Genomic DNA, 18,885 nt, shown 5'->3' with positions numbered 1-18,885 from the left:
GGGGCCGCCCCCCCCCCCCCCTGGGGCGGGGGGGGGGGGCCGCCCGGGGGGGCGGCCACCGGGGCGGGCCGCGGCCCCGCCGCGCCGCCCGCGCCGGCCCCGCCCGGGGGCGGGCGGCGCACCGCCACCGCCTCCAGCCCCAGCGCCGCCAGCGCGGGCAGGTCCTGCGGGCGCAGCCGCTGCCCGGCGGCGCGCAGCACCGCGCCCGCCGCCAGGTCCTCCCCGGCGCGGCGCACCCCCTCGCCGGGGGCGAGGTCGGCCAGGGCCAGGGCCAGCGGCCCGGCTTCCTCCAGCGCGAAGGGCGGCAGCACGGCGTCGGCCCCGGGCGGCAGCGCCTCGCCGGGGCTCACGAAGGGCGGCCGGCCGGGCAGCGGCAGCGGCGCGTGGGGCGAGGCGCCCAGCGTGTCGGCCGCCGCCACCGCCCAGCCGGCGCGCAGCGCCAGGGCGGCGGGCGGGTGGGCGCGGGGCGCGTGCAGCGCCTCGGCCAGCACGGCGCCCAGCGCCTGGGCCGGCGGCAGCGCCTCCGCCGCCACCGGCCGGGGCGCCAGGGCGGCCAGCACGGCGGCGGGCGCGGCGAGGCCGGGAGGATCGTCCATGCCGCGCATGTGCGGCCGCCCCGGTGGGGCGTCTAGCCCCGGCTGAGCCGCAGCCCGGTTTCGCGCACGATGGCCTGGAACTTCGCCAGCTCGCCCGCCACGAAGTCGCGCGTGCTGGCGGGGCTGGAGGGCTCGGCCGGGTCCACCCCGGCGGCGGCCAGGCGGCGGCGCAGCTCGGGCTCGGCCAGGGCCTCCATCGCCGCGCGGTTGATGCGCTGGGCCAGGGCGTCGGGCAGGCCGCGCGGCGCCTGCAGCACGTTGGAGGTGACGACGTCGAACCCCGCGAAGCCCTGCTCCGCCAGGGTCGGCACCTCGGGCAGCAGGGGGTGGCGCGCGGCAGAGGTGACGGCCAGCGCGCGGGAGGAGCCGTCGCGCAGGTGCGGGAAGGCCGAGGCCAGCACCTCCGCCGAGAAGTCGATCTCCGCCTTGCGCATCGCCTCCAGCACGGCGGAACCGCCGCGATAGGGCACGAATTCCGCCCGAAAGCCGGCGCGGTGGGCGAAGAACTCGCCCGTCAGGTGGCCGATGCCCCCGGCGCCCGAGGCGCCCCACATCAGCGGCGCCCGCGCCGCCTTCGCCGCCGCCACGAGGTCGGCGATGCTGCGGTGCGGGGAGGTGCCGGGCACCACCAGGCACATCGGCCCGCCGCCGACCACCGCCAGGTGGGTGAAGTCGCCCACCGGGTCGTAGCGCACCGTGTCGGGCAGGGCGGCGGGGTTGGTGGCGAAGGAGGAGGCGGAGGCCAGGGTCAGCACGTGCCCGTCCGGCGCGGCGCGCGCCACGTGCTCCGCCGCCAGCGAGCCGCCGGCGCCGGGCCGGTTCTCGATGATCAGGCGCGCGTTCGGCCCCAGGCGCGGCGCCATGCGGTCGGCCAGCAGGCGCGCGCCGATGTCGGTGGAGCCGCCGGGCAGGAAGCCCACCACCAGCGCGATGGGGCGGTCGGGCCAGGCGGGCTGGGCCGCCGCCCTGCGGCCGGCAGGGGCGGCGGCGAGGGCCGGCGCGGCCAGGAGGAAGGCGCGGCGCGAAGTCATCTGGACGTTTCCCGGGAGGTCTGGTGCCTGCGCGGCAGGATGCCGCCGCCGCGCCGCCCCTGCAAGGACGCCGCGCGCGCCCATACATGGAAGGGATGCCCGACACGTGCCCCGTCCTGGTCATCGGCGCCGGCTTCACCGGCACCGTGCTGGCCGTGCAGCTGCGCCGCCTCGGCGTGCCGGCCCTGCTGCTGGACCCGGCGCCGCCCGGCCCCGGCCTGGCCTACGGCACGGCGGACCCGCTGCACCTGCTGAACGTGCCGGCCAAGGCCATGTCCGCCTTCGCCGAGGAACCCGGGCACTTCCTGGACTGGCTGGCCCGGCAGGACGCGACGGAACTGGGCCCCCTGTGCCCGGAGGCCGGGCCGGACGCCTTCGCGCCGCGCTGCCTGTACGGCCGCTACCTGCGCGAGCTGGCGTCGGGGCTGGAGCACCGGCCCGTCCGCGTCGAATCCCTGCGGCGCGAGGGCGCCGACTGGGTGGCCGAGCCCGGCGGCCTCCGCGGCCGCGCCGCCGCCCTGTGCCTGGGCAACCCGCCCCCCGCCCCGGCCTTCGGCGGCCCCGGCGTGATCGCCGACCCCTGGGCGCCCGGCGCGCTGTCCGCCATCGGCCCGGGCGAGGAGGTGCTGGTGCTGGGCACCGGCCTGACCATGGCGGACGCGGTGCTGACGCTGAAGGCGCGGCTGGGCCATGCGGCGCCGGTGACCGCGCTGTCGCGCCATGGCTGGGCGCCGCTGGCCCACGCCGCCCCGCCCCTGCCTGCCCCGCGCCCGGCGCCGCCCCTGCCGGTGGCGCAGGGGGTGGCCGCCATGGCCCGCGCCCTGCGCGCCGCCTGCCGCGAGGCGCCCTGGCAGGCCGGGCTGGACGGCTTCCGCCCGCAGCTCCAGCACGCCTGGCAGGCCATGGACGGCCCGGCGCGCGCCCGCTTCCTGCGCCACGGCCGCACCGCCTGGAACATCCACCGCCACCGCCTGCCACCCGCCGTGGCCGCCCGCCTGGCGCAATGGGAGGCGCAGGGCGCGCTGCGCCGCCGGGCCGGCCGGCTGCGCGCCTTCGCCCCCGGCGCCGCCGTGCTGGCCGGCGGCGCCTCGCTGCCGGCCCGCCACCTGCTGCTGTGCACCGGGCCGGAGAACGGCGCCGGGCTGCTGGCGCAGCCGCTGGTGGCGGCGCTGGCGGCGCGCGGCTGGCTGGCGCCTGACCCGCACGGGCTGGGGCTGCTGCCGGGCCCCGCCGCGCCGGACGGGCTGCACCTGCTGGGCCCCGCCACCCGGGCCAGCCTGTGGGAGGCGACCGCGGTGCCCGAGCTGCGCGCCCAGGCGGCGGAAGCGGCGCGGCGCATCCTGGCCGCGGCCTCGACTCCGGGCGGAGGCGCGGTCTAGATCGCCCGATGCCCGCGTTCGATCCCCCCGCATGCTGAGCGGCTTCGTTTCCTGGCTGCAGCAGCTGGGCGGACCCGCGGCGCCGGCCAGCCCCGCCCAGGCGCGCGCCGCCGAGGCGGCGGAGGCCAAGCGCCTGTATCGCCGCGCCGCCAAGGGCGAGGCCGAGGCGCGGCGGGAGCTGGGCCGCGCCTACATCGAGGGCCGCGGCGTGCCGCGCAGCCGCGCCGAGGGCGTGCGCTGGCTGAACCGTGCCGCCGAGGCGGGCGACGCCGGGGCGCGCCTGCTGCTGGCGCAGCTGCACCTGCAGGGGCTGGGCCACGCCGACGCCGCCGGCCTGTTCGACGACCCCGGCCCGCCCCGGGTGGACGCGCCGGCCGCCGCCGCGCAGGCGCTGGCCGCGGCGGAGGCGGGCTCGGCCCCCGCCATGGCGCTGCTGGCCTGGCTGCACGCCAACGGGCACGGGGTTGAGCGCGACATGGCCGCCGCCGCCCGCTGGTACGCCCGCGCCGCCGAGCTGGGGAACCCTTCGGCCAAGCTGGGCCTGGGGATGATCCGCCTGCACGGGCTGGACGGCGGGACGGACGCCGCCCTGGCCTGCCGCCTGGTGGCAGAGGCCGCCGAGGCCGGGCTGCCGATGGCGCTCTACGTGCTGGGCACGCTGCACGAGGCCGCCGTCCCGCCCCTGCCCTTCGACGAGGCCCGCGCCTTCGCGCTGTACGAGCAGGCGGCGGCGCAGGACGTGCGCCCGGCCTGCGCGCGGCTGGGCATGGCGCTGCTGAAGGGCTGGGGCTGCCAGCCCAACCCGGTGCAGGCCGAGCGCTGGCTGCGCCGCGCCGCCATGGCCGGCGACCGCGAGGCGGCGGCGGTGGTGGGCGACATGAACGCCCACCCCCCCGACGGCAGCCCGCCCAACGAGGCGGAGGCGATGACCTGGTACCGCCTGGCCGCCGAGCACGGCCACCCCACCGCCATGCGCGTGCTGGGCCTGGCGCTGCGGCAGGGGCGCGGCGTCCCGCCCGACGCCGAGGCGGCCGCGCGCTGGCTGGACAAGGCCGCGGCGGCCGGCGACGCCGAGGCCGCGGCCGACCTGGCCCGGCTGGGCTCGGCCACCGGCAACGACACGGCGGAGGCGCGCGAGGCCGCCGACCGGCTGGAGGCGCTGGCCGCCGGGGGCGACCTGCTCTCGGCCTTCAACTACGCCGTCTGCCTGCACCTGGGCGTGGGCCGCGCCAAGGACCCCGCCGGCGCCCTGCGCTGGATGCGCGCCGCCTCCGAGGGCGGGCAGCTGAACGCGCGCTACTGGTACGGGCGGCTGCTGCTGGAAGGCGGCGGCGACGCGCAGGAAGGCTGGGCCGCCATCGCCTCCGCCGCCGAGGAAGGCGTGCCGGAGGCGCGCGCGGCCATGCAGGCGCGGGCCGCCGCATGAAGCTGCTGTTCCTGCACCAGAATTTCCCGGGCCAGTACCTGCACCTGCTGCGCCACCTCATCGCGCAGAAGCGGCACGACCTGCTGTTCCTCAGCCAGCCCAACGCCAACGCCATGCAGGGCGTGCGCAAGATGGAGTACCCGCTGGTCCGCAAGCCGCTGGCCGACCCCGACCCGCTGGTGCGCGAGTTCGACCTGGCGATGCTGCGCGCGCAGTCGGTGGCGGCGCGGGCGCGGCAGCTGGTGGGGCTGGGCTACCGGCCCGACGCCATCCTGGGCCACAATGGCTGGGGCGAGCTGCTGCACCTGCGCGAGGTGTGGCCCGACGTGCCCATCATCCCCTACTTCGAGTTCCACTTCGACCCCGCCGGGCTGGACGTGAACTTCGACCCCGAATTCCCCATGGACGACGCCCGGCGCTCCGTCGTGCGCATGCGCAACGCCACCAGCTTCCTGGGGCTGGACGTCGCCACGCTGGGGCAGACGCCGACGCGCTTCCAGGCCTCCACCTACCCCGCCTGGGCGCAGGACAAGCTGCGCATCGTGCGCGAGGGCGCCGACCTGGAGCTGTTCCGCCCCGACCCCAGGGCCGAGTTCACGCTGGGCGGCCACACCTGGCGCGCCGGCAAGGGCCGGCGGCTGGTCACCTACGTCTCGCGCAACCTGGAGCCCTACCGCGGCACGCACATCGTGCTGCGCGCCCTGCCGCGCATCCTGCGCGAATGCCCGGACGTGGACGTGGTGCTGGTGGGCGGCGACGGCGTCTCCTATGGCGGGGCCTGCCCGGATGGCGGCACCTGGAAGGACCGCTTCCTGCGCGAGCTGGACGGGCAGCTGGACCCCGCGCGGGTGTTCTTCCCCGGCCCCATCCCCTACGACGCCTTCCGGCGGATGCTGCAGGTCTCCTCCCTGCACCTGTACCTGACCTATCCCTTCGTGGCGTCCTGGAGCCTGCGCGAGGCGATGGCGGCGGGCTGCTGCATCCTGGGCAGCGACGTGCCGACGGTGAGCGAGTTCGTGGAGCACGGCAGGACCGGCACGCTGTTCCCCTTCCTGCGCCCCGACCTGCTGGCCGAGGCCGCGGTGGGCCTGCTGGCCGACACGCGCCGGCGCCGGCGGCTGGGCAAGGCGGCGCGCGCCTGGGCGGAGGAGCACCTGCGCATGGCCGACACCTTCGCGGCCATGGAGGCGCTGATCGCCGAGGCCACCGGCATCGAGCGCGCCCGCCAGGGGTTCCGCCCGGCCGCCTGATGGTCTAAGCAGGCCCGGCCGGACCCGTAGCTCAGCTGGATAGAGCGCTGCCCTCCGAAGGCAGAGGTCGTGAGTTCGAATCTCGCCGGGTCCGCCAATAATTTCATTGGGTTAGCGAGGGGCGGTCGGCGCGGAATCGCGCTACATCCCTGTAAACATCTCTGCAACGTGGGCAAAACCCGCGCATCTCGCCACCCGGGCGGCCCGTGTTACCTCCCTGGCATGGACGGCCCCACCCCGCCTGAAGCCCGCGCCCGACGCCTGATCGACGCCGCCCTCACCGCCGCCGGCTGGGTCGTTCAGGACCGCGCCGCGCTGAACCTCCACGCCGTCCCAGGCATCCGAGGATGTCTCAAGCATCGCAATCCACCGGTGCCGTCGCCAGGATCGCGGGCAAGGACGCGGCGCCGGGCAGTCCATCATTCGGCGGGCCACGGCGGCAGGCTAAGCGGCGTCGTCGTGCCGCGCGGCGGCGGCACGCCCAGCAGCTTGGGCACAGCCTCCACCGCCCGCCCGTCCGCCTGCACCATCACTTTCGGCAGCAGGGAGCGACTTCGTCGGCCCGCACGTGCCGTCCCTGGTCGCCGGGCTGCAGCAGCAGCGCCCGCCCACCCGTGGCCAGCAGCGGCCGGCGCGCGGCGGGGGAGGCGGCGCGCAGCCAGCGACCCGCGCCAGAGCGACCCGGCACATCCGCCGCGGCAAGCTTGGTGCGGAAGGCCGCCAGCCGCCGCACCCCGGGCGCCTCGACAGCCGACCGCGGGCCAGGCTCATTGGCCTTCTCCTGCCTATCGTGTCACCTTTTTCGGACCTCATCTGCCCACGGCTTGGGCAAAGGCCGGATGGTGGCGCGGAAATTGCCGTACAAGCCTCCACACCGCGCAAAATGTTTCCTGTATGTCACGACTTGGCCATCTTGCCGAGAAACGGACGACGCCCTTGCTCCTGCCCCGCCGCTCCGCCCTCACGCTCGCCCTCGCGACGCCCGGTGGCCTCGTCGCACCCGGCATCCGCACGGCCGCCGCCCAGGGTCGGCGCGAAACGCTGCTGATCGTCAGCGAGAACCCGCCCAACAGCACGGACATCCACGGCGTCGGCGCCAACCGCCCGGCCTATGAGGCGAGCTGGAACCTGTATGACCGGCTGATGACCTTCGGCAGCAAGACCGACGCCCAGGGCAATGAGAGCTACGACTACGACGCCCTGCGCCCCGAGCTGGCGGAGGACTGGGACCTGCGGCCCATGTCCGTCACCTTCCGCCTGCGCCGCGACGCCCGATTCCACGACGGCAGCCCCGTCACCGCCCATGACGTGAAGTGGAGCTTCGATCGCGCGGTCACGGTCGGCGGCTTCCCCACCTTCCAGATGAACGCCGGCAGCCTGGAGCGGCGCGAGCAGTTCGTGGTGGTGGACGACCACACCTTCCGCGTGGACTTCCTGCGCCGCGACAAGCTCACCATGCCCGACCTCGCGGTGCCGGTGCCCGTCATCATCAACAGCGGCTTGGCGCGGCGCCACGCCACCGAGGCCGACCCCTGGGCCATGGCCTGGCTGCGTTCCAACCCCGCCGGCTCCGGCGCCTTCCGGCTGGAACGCTGGGTGCCGGGGCAGGAGATGGTCTTCGCGCGCAACGACGCCTGGGCCGCCGGCCCGCGCCCGGCGCTGGCGCGCGTCATCTGGCGCATCGTGCCCCAGGCCGGCAACCGCCGCGCGTTGCTGGAGCGCGGCGACGCCGACCTGTCCTTCGACCTGCCGCCGAAGGACTTCATGGAGCTGCGGGAATCCCGTCGTCTGAAGATCGTGTCCACCCCGGTGGAGAACGCGTTGAGCTACCTCGGCATGAATGCGGTGCGCGGCCCCTTCGCCGACGCGCGCGTGCGGCGTGCCGTGGCCTTCGCCATCCCCTACGAGCGCATCATGGAGCAGGCGATGCACGGCCAGGGCACGCCGATGTTCGGCGGCCCCGCCCAGCCGGCCTCCGCTGAATGGCCCCAGCCTTCGCCCTTCCGCACCGACCTGGAGCGCGCCCGCGCCCTGCTGGCCGAGGCCGGCCACGCCAACGGCTTCGACACCACGCTGTCCTTCGACCTGGGCGGCGCCACGGTGAACGAGCCCGCGGCGCTGGCCATCGCCGAGAACCTGGCGCGCATCGGCATCCGCGCCGGCATCAACAAGGTGCCCGGCGCCAACTGGCGGGCGGAGCTGCTGAAGAAGGAGATGCCGCTGTTCCTCAACGGCTTCGGCGGCTGGCTGAACGTGCCGGACTACTTCTTTTTCTGGGCCTATCACGGGCAGAACGCCGTCTTCAACACCAGCGGCTACCGCAGCCCGGCGATGGACGCCCTCATCGAGCGCGCCCGCTTCGAGGAGGACCGCGCCGCCTACGAGGAGGCGGTGCGCGGCTTCGTCGGGCTGGCCTGGCAGGACGCGCCGCGCGCCCCGCTCTTCCAGCCCTGGCAGAACGTGGCGATGCAGAACTCCATCAGCGGCTACCGCTACTGGTTCCACCGCCAGCTGGACTACCGCACGCTGTCCAAGGGGGCGTGATGCTGGCCGTCATCGGGCGGCGGCTGCTCGCCGCCCTGCCAACCCTGGCCGGGGTGGTGGTGGTCACCTTCGTGCTGACGCGCGCCCTGCCCGGAGACCCGGCCGCCTACTTCGCCGGCCCCGCCGCGACCCAGCAAGCGGTGGAGCAGGTGCGCGCCGCGCTCGGCCTCGACCGGCCGCTGCCGGAGCAGTTCCTGCTCTACCTGCGCGACCTGTCGCGCGGCGACCTCGGCACCTCGCTCACCACCGGGCAGCCGGTGGTGAGCGACATCCTGGCCCGCCTGCCGGCCTCGGCGGAACTCGCCCTGCTGGGGCTGCTGCTGGCGGCCGGCGGCGGCATCACGCTGGGCGTCCTGGCGGCGCTGAAGCCCAATGGCTGGCTGGACAACGCCTGCCGCGTGGTTGCCACGCTGGGCGTCTGCCTGCCCGCCTTCTTCACCGGGCTGCTGCTCATCTACGTCTTCTACTACCTGCTGGGCTGGGCGCCGGCGCCGCTGGGGCGGCTGGACGCCTTCGCCTCGCCGCCGCCCTTCCGCACCGGCTTCTTCCTGCTGGACACGCTGCTGGCCGGCGATGCGGAGGCGTTCCGCTCGGCCGCCGCGCAGGCGGTGCTGCCGGCCCTGGCGCTGGGCGTCTTCGCCATCGCGCCCATCGCGCGCATCACCCGCGGCTCCATGCTGGCGGTGATGGGCAGCGACTTCGTCCGCGCCGCCCGCGCCCACGGCCTGTCGCGCCGCCGCATCGTGCTGGCCTATGCGCTCCGCAACGGGCTGCTGCCGGTGCTGACCACGCTGGGCATGGTGTTCTCCTTCCTGCTGGGCGCCAACGTGCTGGTGGAGAAGGTCTTCGCCTGGCCCGGCATCGGCTCCTACGCGGTGGAGGCGCTGATCGCCGGCGACTACGCCCCCGTGCAGGGCTTCGTGCTGGTGATGGGCCTGATCTACGTGCTGCTCAACCTGGGGATAGACCTCCTCTACCGCGTGGTGGACCCCCGGATGCAGGTGAGAGCGTGAGCGCCGCCGTCCTGCATGCGCGCCAGGTGGTGGGGGGCAATCCCGTCACCGCCATGGCCTTCGGGCTGTTCCTGCTGCTGGCGCTGGCGGCGCTGCTGGGCCCGGCGCTGGTGCCCTTCGACCCCGTGGCGGCCGCCGGCCCGGCCTTGCAGGCGCCCTCGGCCCGCCACTGGTTCGGCACGGACGCGGTTGGGCGCGATGTCTTCTCGCGCGTCGTCGCCGCCACGCGGCTGGACCTGGGCATGGCCTTCGCCGCGGTGGGCATCGTCTTCGTGCTGGGCACGCTCACCGGCGCGGCGGCCGGCTTCTTCGGCGGCTGGGTGGACCGCGTGGTGGGCCGCCTGGCCGACACGGTGATGGCCTTCCCGCTGTTCGTGCTGGCCATGGGCATCGTCGCCGCGCTGGGCAACACCGTGATGAACATCGTCATCGCCACCGCCGTGGTGAACTTCCCGCTCTACGTCCGCATCGCCCGCACCGAGGCCGGCACGCGGCGCGAGGCCGGGTGGGTGGAGGCGGCGCGCCTGTCCGGCTCATCGGGCCCGCGCATCCTGCTGACGGAAATCCTGCCCAACCTGCTGCCCATCATGATGGTGCAGGCCTCGCTGTCGCTGGGCTACGCGATCCTCAACTGCGCCGGGCTGTCCTTCATCGGCCTCGGCGTGCGCCCGCCCACGCCCGAATGGGGCATCATGGTGGCCGAGGGCGCCTCCTACATCGTCTCCGGGGAGTGGTGGATCGCGCTGTTCCCCGGGCTGGCGCTGATGCTGGCGGTCTTCACCTTCAACCTGCTGGGCGACGGCCTGCGCGACATCGTGGATCCGAGGAAGCGCAGGTGAGCATCCCCGTCCTCGACATCGCCGGCCTTTCGGTGGAGTTCCGCACCCGCGCCGGCACGGTGCACGCGCTGGAGGACGTGTCGCTGCGCGTGGCGCGCGGCGAGTGCCTGGGCGTGGTGGGCGAGAGCGGCTCGGGCAAGTCCGTCACCGCCTACGCGGTGATGCGCCTGCTGGACGCGGCGGCGCGCGTCACCGCCGGGCGCATCCTCTTCGAGGGGCTGGACCTGCTGTCCCTGCCGGAGCGCGAGATGGCCGGGCTGCGCGGGCGGGAAGTCTCCATGATCTTCCAGAACCCGCGCGCCAGCCTGAACCCCATCCGCCGGGTGGGCGCGCAGATCGCCGACGTGCTGGTGCGCCACGGCGGCGCCACCCGCGCCCGCGCCCCCGCCCGTGCCGTGGAGCTGCTGGCCGAGGTCGGCATTCCCGACCCCGCCCGCCGCGCCCGCGCCTACCCGTTCGAGCTGTCGGGCGGCATGTGCCAGCGCGTGGGCATCGCGCTGGCGCTGGCCTGCCGCCCGGCGCTGCTGATTGCCGACGAGCCGACCACCGGCCTCGACGTCACCACGCAGGCGGTCATCATGGAGCTGGTGCTGGGGCTGGCGAAGGCGCGCGGCATGGCCACCCTGCTCATCACCCACGACCTCGGCCTAGCCAGCGAGCACTGCGACCGCATCGCCGTCATGCACGCCGGCCACGTGGTGGAGGACGCGCCGACCGCAGCGCTGTTCGCCGCGCCTCGCCACCCCTACGCGGCGCGCCTGCTCGCCGCGACGCCGCGCCCCGGCCGGGCGCTGGCCGAGCTGCAGGCCATTCCCGGCGGCCTCCCCGACCTGCGGCGCGCCGACCTGCCACCCTGCCGCTTCAGCGCCCGCTGCGACCGCGCGGCACCCGACTGCGCCGTGGCGCCGCTGCCACGCCCGGCGCTGGAGGACGGGCGCATGGCCGCCTGCCGGCACCCGCTGTGACGCCGCTGCTGGAGGTCGAGGCGCTGCACAAGCGCTTTCCCATCGGCGGCGGGGGCTGGCTGTCCCGCCGCGCGCCCGCCCAGCTGCACGCGGTGGAGGACGTGTCCTTCACGCTGGAAGCAGGCGCGACCCTGGGGCTGGTGGGCGAATCCGGCTGCGGCAAGTCCACCCTGGCGCGGCTGCTGGCGCGCCTGCTGGACCCTTCCGAGGGCGGCATCCGCCTGCGCGGCGAGTCCATCGGCGCGGTGCCGGCGGCGCGCTTCGGCGCCAGCCCGGCGCGGGCGTCCATCCAGATGGTGTTCCAGGACGCCGAAGGCTCCATCAACCCGCGCCACACCGCCTTCGAGGCCATCGCCCGCCCGCTGCGCCGCCTTTCCCCCCTGCGCGGCGGCGCCCTGCATGAGCGTGTGGTACGCACCGCCGCCCTGTGCGGGTTGCCGGCGGAACTGCTGGGGCGCTTCCCGCACCAGCTGTCCGGCGGGCAGAAGGCGCGCGTCGGCATCGCCCGCGCGGTGGCCACCGAGCCGGCGCTGCTGGTGCTGGACGAGCCGACCAGCGCGCTCGACGTCTCGGTGCAGGTGGTCATCCTGGGGCTGCTGAAGGCGTTGCAGGCGCGCACCGGCGCGGCCTTCATCTTCGTCAGCCACGACCTGAACGTGGTGCGCCTGCTCTGCGACCGCGTGCTGGTGATGTACCTGGGCCGGGTGGTGGAGGAAGGCCCGGCCGAGGCGCTGTTCACCGCGCCCGCCCACCCCTACACCCGCGCCCTGGTCGGCGCCGTCACCGGCGCGCCGGTGCGGCTGGAGGGCGAGCCGCGCTCGCCCATCGACCCCGACCCCGATGCCTGCCGCTTCCACGGCCGCTGCCCGGTTGGACAGGCGGTCTGCGCCCGGCAGGCGCCGCCGGTCCACCAGCTTCCCGGCGGCCGCCGCGTCGCCTGCCACTTCCCGCTCACCACAGGAACGCCATGACGCCCGACTTCGACCCCAAGGCCTTCGCCCAGGCCGCCGCTGCCGCGGTGCGGCTGCCGCTGGACGCCCGCCACCTGCCCGGCGTGGCCTTCAACATCGGCCTGGCCGCGCGCATGGCCGCCATCGTCGAATCCGTGCCGCTGACGCCGGCGGACGAGGCGGCGCCCGTCTTCGTGGCGGGCCGGCCGTGAGCGGCGCCGCCGCCACCGCCGCGGCCATCCGCGCCGGCACCACCACCGCCGCCGCCGCCACCGAGGCGGCGCTGGAGGCCATCGCCGCCCGCGACGGCGCCATCAACGCCTTCACCGAGGTGACGGCCGTGCGTGCCCGCGCCGAGGCCGCGGCGGTGGACGCCGCCCTGGCGGCCGGGCGGGACCCCGGCCCGCTGGCCGGCGTGCCCTATGCCGTGAAGAACCTGTTCGACCTGGAGGGCATCACCACCCTCGCCGGCTCCGCCATCCAGCGCGGCCGCCCGGCGGCCACGCGCGACGCCTTCCTGGTGCGGCGCCTGCGCGCGGCGGGCGCGGTGTGCCTGGGCGCGCTGAACATGGACGAATACGCCTACGGCTTCACCACGGAGAACAGCCATCACGGCCCCACCCGCAACCCGCACGACACCGCGCGCATGGCCGGCGGCTCCTCCGGCGGCTCGGCGGCGGCGGTGGCGGCGGGGATGGTGGCGCTCTCCCTCGGCTCGGACACCAACGGGTCCATCCGGGTGCCGGCCTCGCTGTGCGGCATCTTCGGCCTGAAGCCCACCTATGGGCGGCTGTCGCGCACCGGCTCCTTCCTGTTCGCCGCCTCCTTCGACCACCTCGGCCCCTTCGCGCGGGACGTGGCGGACCTCGCCCTCGCCTACGACGCGCTGCAGGGCGAGGACGCTGAGGACCACGCCCAGCAATGGCGCGCGCCCGAGCCCGTCTCGCAGCTGCTGGACGCCGGCACGCAGGGGCTGCGCTTCGCCGTGGCGGGCGGCCACTTCGCCCGCAACGGCCACCCGGAATGCTTCGGGGCGGTGGAGGCGGTGGCCCGCGCCCTGGGCGCCACGGCCACGGCGGAGCTGCCGCTGGCCGCCGAGGGCCGCGCCGCCGCCTTCCTGGTGACGATGGCCGAAGGCGGCAACCTGCACCTGCCCGACCTGCGCACCCGCCCCGACGATTTCGACCCGATGACGCGCGACCGCTTCCTGGCCGGCGCCCTGCTGCCGGCGCACTGGGTGCAGCAGGCCCAGCGCGTGCGCGCCGCCTGGCGCGCCGCCGCCCTGCGCGCCTTCGACGACGCCGACGTCATCATCGCCCCCGCCACCCCCTATGCCGCGCCGGCCATCGGGCAGGAGATGGTGGAGGTGGACGGGCAGCGCATCCCGGTGCGGCCGAACCTGGGCGTCTTCACCCAGCCCATCTCCTGCGTCGGCCTGCCCGCGCTGGTGGTGCCGCTGGCGGCGCCGCCGGGCGGGCTGCCCATCGGCGTGCAGCTGGTCGCCGCACCGTGGCAGGAAGCCACGCTGTTCCGCGTCGCCGCCGCGCTGGAGCGCTCGGGCGTCGCCGCCTCACCCCCGGTCCGGAGCTGAACCACATGCACATCAACATCCCCGAGGTGGTGGCCGAGGTCACGGCCGCCTTCCAGCGCTACGAGGCCGCGCTGGTGGGCAACGACGTCGCCGTGCTGGACGAGCTGTTCTGGGACAGCCCGCACACGCTGCGCTACGGCGTGACGGAGAACCTGCACGGCTCCGACGAGATCAGGGCCTTCCGCGCCGGCCGCCCGGGCCAGGGGCTGGAGCGCACCCTGCTGCGCACCGTCATCACCACCTACGGGCAGGACTTCGCCACCTGCAACACCACCTTCCAGCGCAAGGGCAGCGACCGCACCGGCCGGCAGAGCCAGACCTGGCTGCGCGTGCCCGGCACGGGATGGCGCGTGGTGGCGGCGCATGTGAGCCTGCTGATGACGCCGGGGTGAGGGCATCCGGGCCGGCCTGGCCCGCTGCCTCACCCCGTCATCCGGCGGAAGGGCAAGGCGGCGGCGAAGGCCATGGCTGGCGCGCCAGCTTCCAGCGCCGCGGCCAGGGCGGCCAGCGCCGCGCCATCCTGCGGCGGGGCGCCGGAAGCCAGGAGGCTGTGGGCCTTGGCCGCCAGCAGGGCGTCGTCCATCTCACGCCCCGGCAGCCCGGTGCCGACCGGCACCATGGCCTCGTGCGCCACGCCATCCGCCCGGCGCGCCGCCAGCCGCACGCCGCCCTGCGGCACCGCCTGGTCCACCGCGACCGACACCCGCGCCGCCAAGCCGCGGATGGCGGGGTCGGCCAGCGCCGCCGGGGAGAGTTCCGCGGGCGTCAGCCGGCCGCGCAGGAAGGCGGCGGCGAAGACGTGCTGGGCGGACACCGTCGCCTCGCGCGCGTCGCGCGGTGCCGGGCGGTCGGCGCGCTGGCGCAGCAGCGCGGGGCCGTGCAGCACCGCCCCGGCGATGGCCTCCGCCGCCCAGCCCGCGGCGCGCAGGGCCAGGGCGGCGTCCACCACCGGGTGCAGCACCACGCCCACCGGAAAGGGCTTGGGCAGGTTGCGCACGCAGTCCCAATCCTCGCCCAGCCCCTCCGTCAGCGCCGCCGGATGGGTGGCGGCGGGCTGCACCGCCAGGAAGCCGAAGGCGCCGGTCAGCGGCGCCGCCGGGCCGCGCAGCCCGGCGCGGGCCAGCAGCGCCGCCTCCAGCCCCGCCCGCGCCGCCGCGCCCACCCCGGCCCCCTTGGAGGCCGCCCCCAGCCCCGCCACCAGCCCGGCGGACTGGCAGGCGGCGTGGCCCAGCGCGTCCAGCATCCGCGCGCCATCCAGCCCCAGCAGCCGCCCCGCCGCCACCGCCGCGCCGAACACGCCGCAGGTGGCGGTGATGTGAAATCCGGCGGCGTAGTGCCCGGGCGACACCGCCAGCGCCACGCGCAGCGCCGCCTCCGTCCCGCAGGCCAGGGCGGCCAGCAGGTCCTGGCCCCCCGCCCCCGCCAACTCCGCCGCAACCGCGGCCGCTGGCACCACCACGGAGCCGGGGTGCATCACCGTCGGCAGGTGCTGGTCATCGAAATCCAGGATGTTGGCGGCCAGGGCGTTGAGGTAGGCGCACTCCCCCGGCGAGCGGCCGAGCACGGCGGCGAAGCGCGCCACGTCCGGGTCGGTGGCGCCGCCGATGGCGCAGGCGGCGATGTTCAGCGCCATCCGCCGCGCGGCGCGCCGCGGCGCCTCCGGCAGGTCGTCCCACCGCGCCGCCGCCAGGGTTCCGGCCAGCCGCGCCTCCGCGCTCATTCGGCGCGGATGCCGGCGGTGCGGATGATGCCGCCCAGCACCTCCACCTGCGCGCGCAGGAAGGCGCCGAAGGCCGCGCCGTCCTGCGCCAGGGTCTCGATGCCGGATTCCACCAAGCGGCGCTGCACGTCCGGCTCGGCAATCGCCGCGGCCAGGGCGCGGCCCAGCGCCTCGGCATGGGCGGCGGGCATGTCGCGCGGGCCGGCGATGCCGATCCATTCGCCCACGTCGAAGCCGGGGAAGCCCTGCTCGGCCACCGTTGGCACCTCGGGCAGCGCGGCGGAGCGCACGGGGCCGGTGACCGCCAGCGCCCGCAGCCGCCCCGCGCGCACCGGCGGCGCAGCGGAGGCGATGGCGCTGACCACCAGCGGCACGTGCCCGGCCATGGCGTCGCTCAGCGCCGGGCCGGCGCCGCGATAGGGCACGTGCGGCAGCTCGATGCCTGCGCGGATGCGGAACAGCTCGCCCGCCAGGTGCTGCGACAGCCCGATGCCCGCCGAGGCCCAGGAGATGCTGCCCGGCCGCGCCCGCGCCGCCGCCGCCAGCTCCGCCAGGTTCCGCCACGGTTGCGAAGGATGGCAGGCGATGACGTTGGGCCAGCGCGCCAGCAGCGCGACGGGGCGGATGCCCTCGACGGGGTCGAAGGGCAGGTTCGGCACCAGCGCGGCGTTGGCGGCGTGCGAGGAGCCGACGAGCCCCACCGTGTGCCCGTCGCCGGATTGCAGCACCGCCTGCATGGCCGGCACCCCGGCACCGCCGGCCCGGTTCTCCACCACCACCGGCTGGCCGAGCAGCCGCGCCAGCGGTTCCTGCAGCAGGCGCGCCGTGGTGTCGAAGGCGCCGCCCGGCGGGGTGGGCAGGATGATGCGCAGGCCGCGCGCGGGCCAGGCCGCCTGGGCGCGGGCCGCGGCGGGCAGCAGGGCGGCGGAGAGGAGCAGGGCGCGGCGCGCGGGCATGGGCGGGACCTCCGGTTCGTTGCCCGTGCGGCAGCAAGCGCCGTGCCAGGGCTCAGCCCTCCATCGCCTCCAGCCGGCGGTAGAGGTGCGAGCGCGAGATGCCCAGCAGCGCCGCCGCCGCCTTCTTGTTGCCGCCGGCGCGGGCGATGGCGTCGCGAATCATCGCCTCCTCCAGCCGCGCCGTCGCCTCGCCCAGCCGGGGGGCGGCGGCCACGGGCGGCGGCGGCGCGGCGGGCGGGGCGTCGGCGGGGGCGGCGTCCAGCAGGTCGGCGCGGCGCAGCACCGGGCCTTCGGCGAAGATCACCGCGCGCTCCAGCGCCTGGCGCAGCTGGCGGACGTTGCCGGGCCAGGGCTGCGCGGCCAGCCAATCGGCGGCCTCGGGTTCCAGCGCCAGGGCGGGGCGGCCGTGCAGCTCGCCCAGCTCGTGCAGGAAGTGGCGGCACAGGGGGGCGATGTCGTCGCGCCGGTCGGCCAGGCGCGGCACCTCCAGCGTCACGGTGGACAGGCGGTAGAACAGGTCCAGGCGGAAGGTGCCGGCATCCACCATCGCCTTCAGGTCGCGGTTGGTGGCGGCGATGAGGCGGAAATCCACCGGCACCGGCCGGTCGCCGCCCACCGGCTCCACCACGCGCTCCTGCAGCACGCGCAGCAGCTTGGCCTGGGTGTCGGGCGGCATCTCGCCGATCTCGTCCAGGAACAGGGTGCCGCCATCGGCCTGCTCGAAGCGGCCCTTGCGGCCCTTGCGCTCGGCGCCGGTGAAGGAGCCGGGCGCGTAGCCGAACAGCTCGCTCTCCACCAGGGTGGCCGGCAGGGCGGCGGCGTTCACCGTCACCAGCGGCCCGGCGCGGCGCGGGCCCTCGCCGTGCAGGGCGCGGGCCACCAGCTCCTTGCCGGTGCCGCTCTCGCCCTGGATCAGCACGGGGACGTCCAGCGGCGCCACGCGGGCGATGCGCGCGCGCAGGCGGGACACCGCCGCGCCCTCGCCGATGATGGCGGGCGCGGCCAGGGCGCGGCCGCGCAGCGCCGCCGCCTCCTGCCGGTAGAAGGCGACCTCGCGCTCCAGCGCGTTCACCCGGCGCGACAGCGCCTCCACCTGCGCGGGGCCGGCGAACATCACCCGGCCGATGGCGCCCACCACCGCGCCGCCGCGGCGGATCGGCACGCGCGAGACCACGCGCTCCTTGCCCCTCATGCGCTGGATCTCGCCGGCCTCGGCCTTGCCGGTCCCCAGCACGCGGGGCAGCCTGGTGTTCTCGATCACCTCCGTCACCGGGCGGCCGGCGGCCGCGCCCGGCGCCAGGCCGAAGAAGGCCTCGTGCACCGGCGACAGCCAGGCGACGCGCGCCTGGGCGTCCACCACGGTCATCGCGTCGTGCTTGTCGCTCACCAAGTGGTGGAACACGTCCCAGGCGAAGTCCACGGAGGCGACGAAGCCCAGCAGCACGTCGCCCGGCGGGTCCTGCAGCAGCACGGCCTCGCCGGTGGCCAGCGGCACCAGCAGGGCCAGCAGGCGGCGGTCGCGCTGCGGCTCCAGCGGCTGCAGCCGGCGGGCGCGCAGGCCGGCGCGCCATTCGGGATCGGCCAGGATGGCGCGCAGCCGCACCTCATCCGCCGTGCCGGCGGCGAAGGCCAGCCGCCCCTGGGCGTCGAAGACGGCGATGCCGTGCGGCCGCGGTGTCCCTGGCATGTGTCTCTCCCTGGGGACAGCATGCGGGCCAAGTGTCTCCCGGTGCAACACCGGGCGGGGCAGGATGGCGTGGCACGGCGCTTGGAACGGCGCTTGGAACGGCGCTTGGATCAGGCGAAGCGACCTTGGGGAGTGATTGAGGATGGATGACGGGTTGACGGGCCGCCGCGCCCTGGTGACCGGGGCGAGCAAGGGCATCGGCCGCGCCATCGCGCGCCACCTGGCCCGGGCCGGTGCCCGCGTGGCCGGCGCGGCGCGCGACGTGGCGGGGCTGGAGGGAGAGGGCATCACCCCCATCGCCGCCGACCTGTCGGTGCCCGAGGGGCCGGAGGCGGCGGTGCGGGCCGCCGCCGCCGCGCTGGGCGGCCTGGACATCCTGGTGAACAACGCCGGCGCCACCAGGCGCGGCGATTTCCTGGCGCTGGACGAGGCCGCCTGGGCCGACGGCTTCGGCCTCAAGTTCCTCGGCGCTGTGCGCTGCACCCGCGCCGCCTGGCCGCTGCTGGTGCAGTCCGGCCACGGCGCGGTGGTGAACATCGGCGGCGTCGGCGGCCGGGTGGCCAGCGCGGAATTCACCATCGGCGGCAGCGTCAACGCCGCGCTGATGAACCTGACCAAGGCCCTGGCCGACCGCGGCGTGCGCGAGGGCGTGCGGGTGAACCTGGTCAACCCCGGCAGCGTGGCGACCGACCGCCTGGCCGGGCGCATCCGGAGCAAGATGCGCGAGGCCGGCTGCGACGAGGCCGAGGCCCGCCGCCTGCTGGCCGCCGAGACCGGCGTGGCCCGCTTCGCCGAGGCCGGGGAGATCGCCGAGGTGGTGGCCTTCCTGTGCGGCCGCCGCGCCTCCTACGTGCAGGGCGCGCTGTGGGACGTGGATGGCGGCTGGGTGCGGGCGGTGTAGCGCTGGCACGCTTCCTGCACAGCACCGGGCCGGAGGA

Annotated in this window: 16 protein-coding genes, 1 tRNA gene and 1 pseudogene; 13 read left to right on the top strand and 5 right to left on the bottom strand. The window is 76.3% G+C overall.

The features are described from left to right. Both ACI6QG_RS06335 and ACI6QG_RS06330 read right to left on the bottom strand, forming a co-directional pair. Positions 1–596: pseudogene (locus ACI6QG_RS06335) on the bottom strand (hypothetical protein); the annotation flags it as partial. Between the two features lie 32 nt (positions 597–628). Then, positions 629–1,627: a Bug family tripartite tricarboxylate transporter substrate binding protein gene (locus ACI6QG_RS06330; protein WP_407023729.1), complete on the bottom strand. Its 999-nt coding sequence runs from the start codon at positions 1,625–1,627 to the stop codon at positions 629–631. 95 nt (positions 1,628–1,722) lie between these two features. Between ACI6QG_RS06330 and ACI6QG_RS06325 the strand changes: the two genes are divergently transcribed. The 12 genes from ACI6QG_RS06325 (at position 1,723) to hpxZ (ending at position 13,976) form a co-directional block, all read left to right on the top strand. Next, entirely contained in the window at positions 1,723–3,006 is a 1,284-nt protein-coding gene (locus ACI6QG_RS06325) for an FAD/NAD(P)-binding protein (protein ID WP_407023728.1), read from the top strand. 31 nt (positions 3,007–3,037) lie between these two features. After that, positions 3,038–4,432 carry an SEL1-like repeat protein gene (locus tag ACI6QG_RS06320; protein ID WP_407023727.1) on the top strand — a complete coding sequence of 465 codons (1,395 nt, stop codon included), beginning with the start codon at positions 3,038–3,040 and terminating at the stop codon, positions 4,430–4,432. After that, positions 4,429–5,682, top strand: a complete 1,254-nt coding sequence (locus ACI6QG_RS06315; protein ID WP_407023726.1) for a glycosyltransferase — start codon at positions 4,429–4,431, stop codon at positions 5,680–5,682. The genes ACI6QG_RS06320 and ACI6QG_RS06315 overlap by 4 nt, the downstream gene beginning before the upstream one ends. Positions 5,683–5,702: 20 nt before the next feature. Beyond that, positions 5,703–5,779, top strand: a tRNA-Arg gene (locus ACI6QG_RS06310). 839 nt (positions 5,780–6,618) lie between these two features. After that, the gene (locus ACI6QG_RS06305) at positions 6,619–8,226 is read left to right on the top strand and encodes an ABC transporter substrate-binding protein (protein ID WP_407023725.1); all 1,608 of its coding nucleotides are present in this window, start codon (positions 6,619–6,621) and stop codon (positions 8,224–8,226) included. Beyond that, a complete protein-coding gene (locus ACI6QG_RS06300; protein WP_407023724.1) occupies positions 8,226–9,239 on the top strand; it encodes an ABC transporter permease in 1,014 nt (337 codons plus the stop codon). The genes ACI6QG_RS06305 and ACI6QG_RS06300 overlap by 1 nt, the downstream gene beginning before the upstream one ends. Beyond that, a complete protein-coding gene (locus ACI6QG_RS06295; RefSeq protein ID WP_407023723.1) occupies positions 9,236–10,078 on the top strand; it encodes an ABC transporter permease in 843 nt (280 codons plus the stop codon). Before ACI6QG_RS06300 ends, ACI6QG_RS06295 begins: the two co-directional genes overlap by 4 nt. Next, positions 10,075–11,043 (top strand): ABC transporter ATP-binding protein, encoded by a 969-nt coding sequence (locus ACI6QG_RS06290; RefSeq protein WP_407023722.1) that lies wholly within the window; start codon positions 10,075–10,077, stop codon positions 11,041–11,043. Before ACI6QG_RS06295 ends, ACI6QG_RS06290 begins: the two co-directional genes overlap by 4 nt. Beyond that, positions 11,040–12,014, top strand: a complete 975-nt coding sequence (locus tag ACI6QG_RS06285) for an oligopeptide/dipeptide ABC transporter ATP-binding protein (protein ID WP_407023721.1) — start codon at positions 11,040–11,042, stop codon at positions 12,012–12,014. Before ACI6QG_RS06290 ends, ACI6QG_RS06285 begins: the two co-directional genes overlap by 4 nt. Next, positions 12,011–12,205, top strand: coding sequence for a DUF4089 domain-containing protein (locus tag ACI6QG_RS06280; protein WP_407023720.1), 195 nt, complete (start codon positions 12,011–12,013; stop codon positions 12,203–12,205). Before ACI6QG_RS06285 ends, ACI6QG_RS06280 begins: the two co-directional genes overlap by 4 nt. Then, positions 12,202–13,584: an AtzE family amidohydrolase gene (locus ACI6QG_RS06275; RefSeq protein WP_407023719.1), complete on the top strand. Its 1,383-nt coding sequence runs from the start codon at positions 12,202–12,204 to the stop codon at positions 13,582–13,584. Before ACI6QG_RS06280 ends, ACI6QG_RS06275 begins: the two co-directional genes overlap by 4 nt. A 5-nt stretch (positions 13,585–13,589) precedes the next feature. Continuing rightward, positions 13,590–13,976, top strand: a complete 387-nt coding sequence (hpxZ, locus tag ACI6QG_RS06270; RefSeq protein WP_407023718.1) for an oxalurate catabolism protein HpxZ — start codon at positions 13,590–13,592, stop codon at positions 13,974–13,976. A 29-nt stretch (positions 13,977–14,005) separates the two neighbouring features. On the opposite strand, the gene ACI6QG_RS06265 is transcribed toward hpxZ, so the two are convergent. From ACI6QG_RS06265 to ACI6QG_RS06255, 3 genes are read right to left on the bottom strand one after another with little or no spacing between them, the layout of a single operon-like run. Further along, on the bottom strand, positions 14,006–15,304 hold the full coding sequence (locus tag ACI6QG_RS06265; protein WP_407023717.1) for an MmgE/PrpD family protein: 1,299 nt from the start codon (positions 15,302–15,304) through the stop codon (positions 14,006–14,008). After that, the gene (locus tag ACI6QG_RS06260) at positions 15,301–16,260 is read right to left on the bottom strand and encodes a tripartite tricarboxylate transporter substrate-binding protein (protein ID WP_407023716.1); all 960 of its coding nucleotides are present in this window, start codon (positions 16,258–16,260) and stop codon (positions 15,301–15,303) included. Before ACI6QG_RS06260 ends, ACI6QG_RS06265 begins: the two co-directional genes overlap by 4 nt. A gap of 52 nt (positions 16,261–16,312) precedes the next feature. Continuing rightward, entirely contained in the window at positions 16,313–17,947 is a 1,635-nt protein-coding gene (locus ACI6QG_RS06255) for a sigma-54 interaction domain-containing protein (RefSeq protein ID WP_407023715.1), read from the bottom strand. Positions 17,948–18,089: 142 nt separating this feature from the next. Here ACI6QG_RS06255 and ACI6QG_RS06250 point away from each other — a divergent pair, with 142 nt between their 5' ends. Continuing rightward, entirely contained in the window at positions 18,090–18,848 is a 759-nt protein-coding gene (locus ACI6QG_RS06250; protein WP_407023714.1) for an SDR family oxidoreductase, read from the top strand. Positions 18,849–18,885 lie beyond the last annotated feature (37 nt).

It is taken from the genome of Sabulicella flocculans (assembly GCF_045449635.1).
Taxonomy (GTDB): domain Bacteria; phylum Pseudomonadota; class Alphaproteobacteria; order Acetobacterales; family Acetobacteraceae; genus Roseococcus.
The sequence above is the reverse complement of the archived record's forward strand: the minus strand, read 5'-3'. Positions and strand labels throughout refer to the sequence as shown.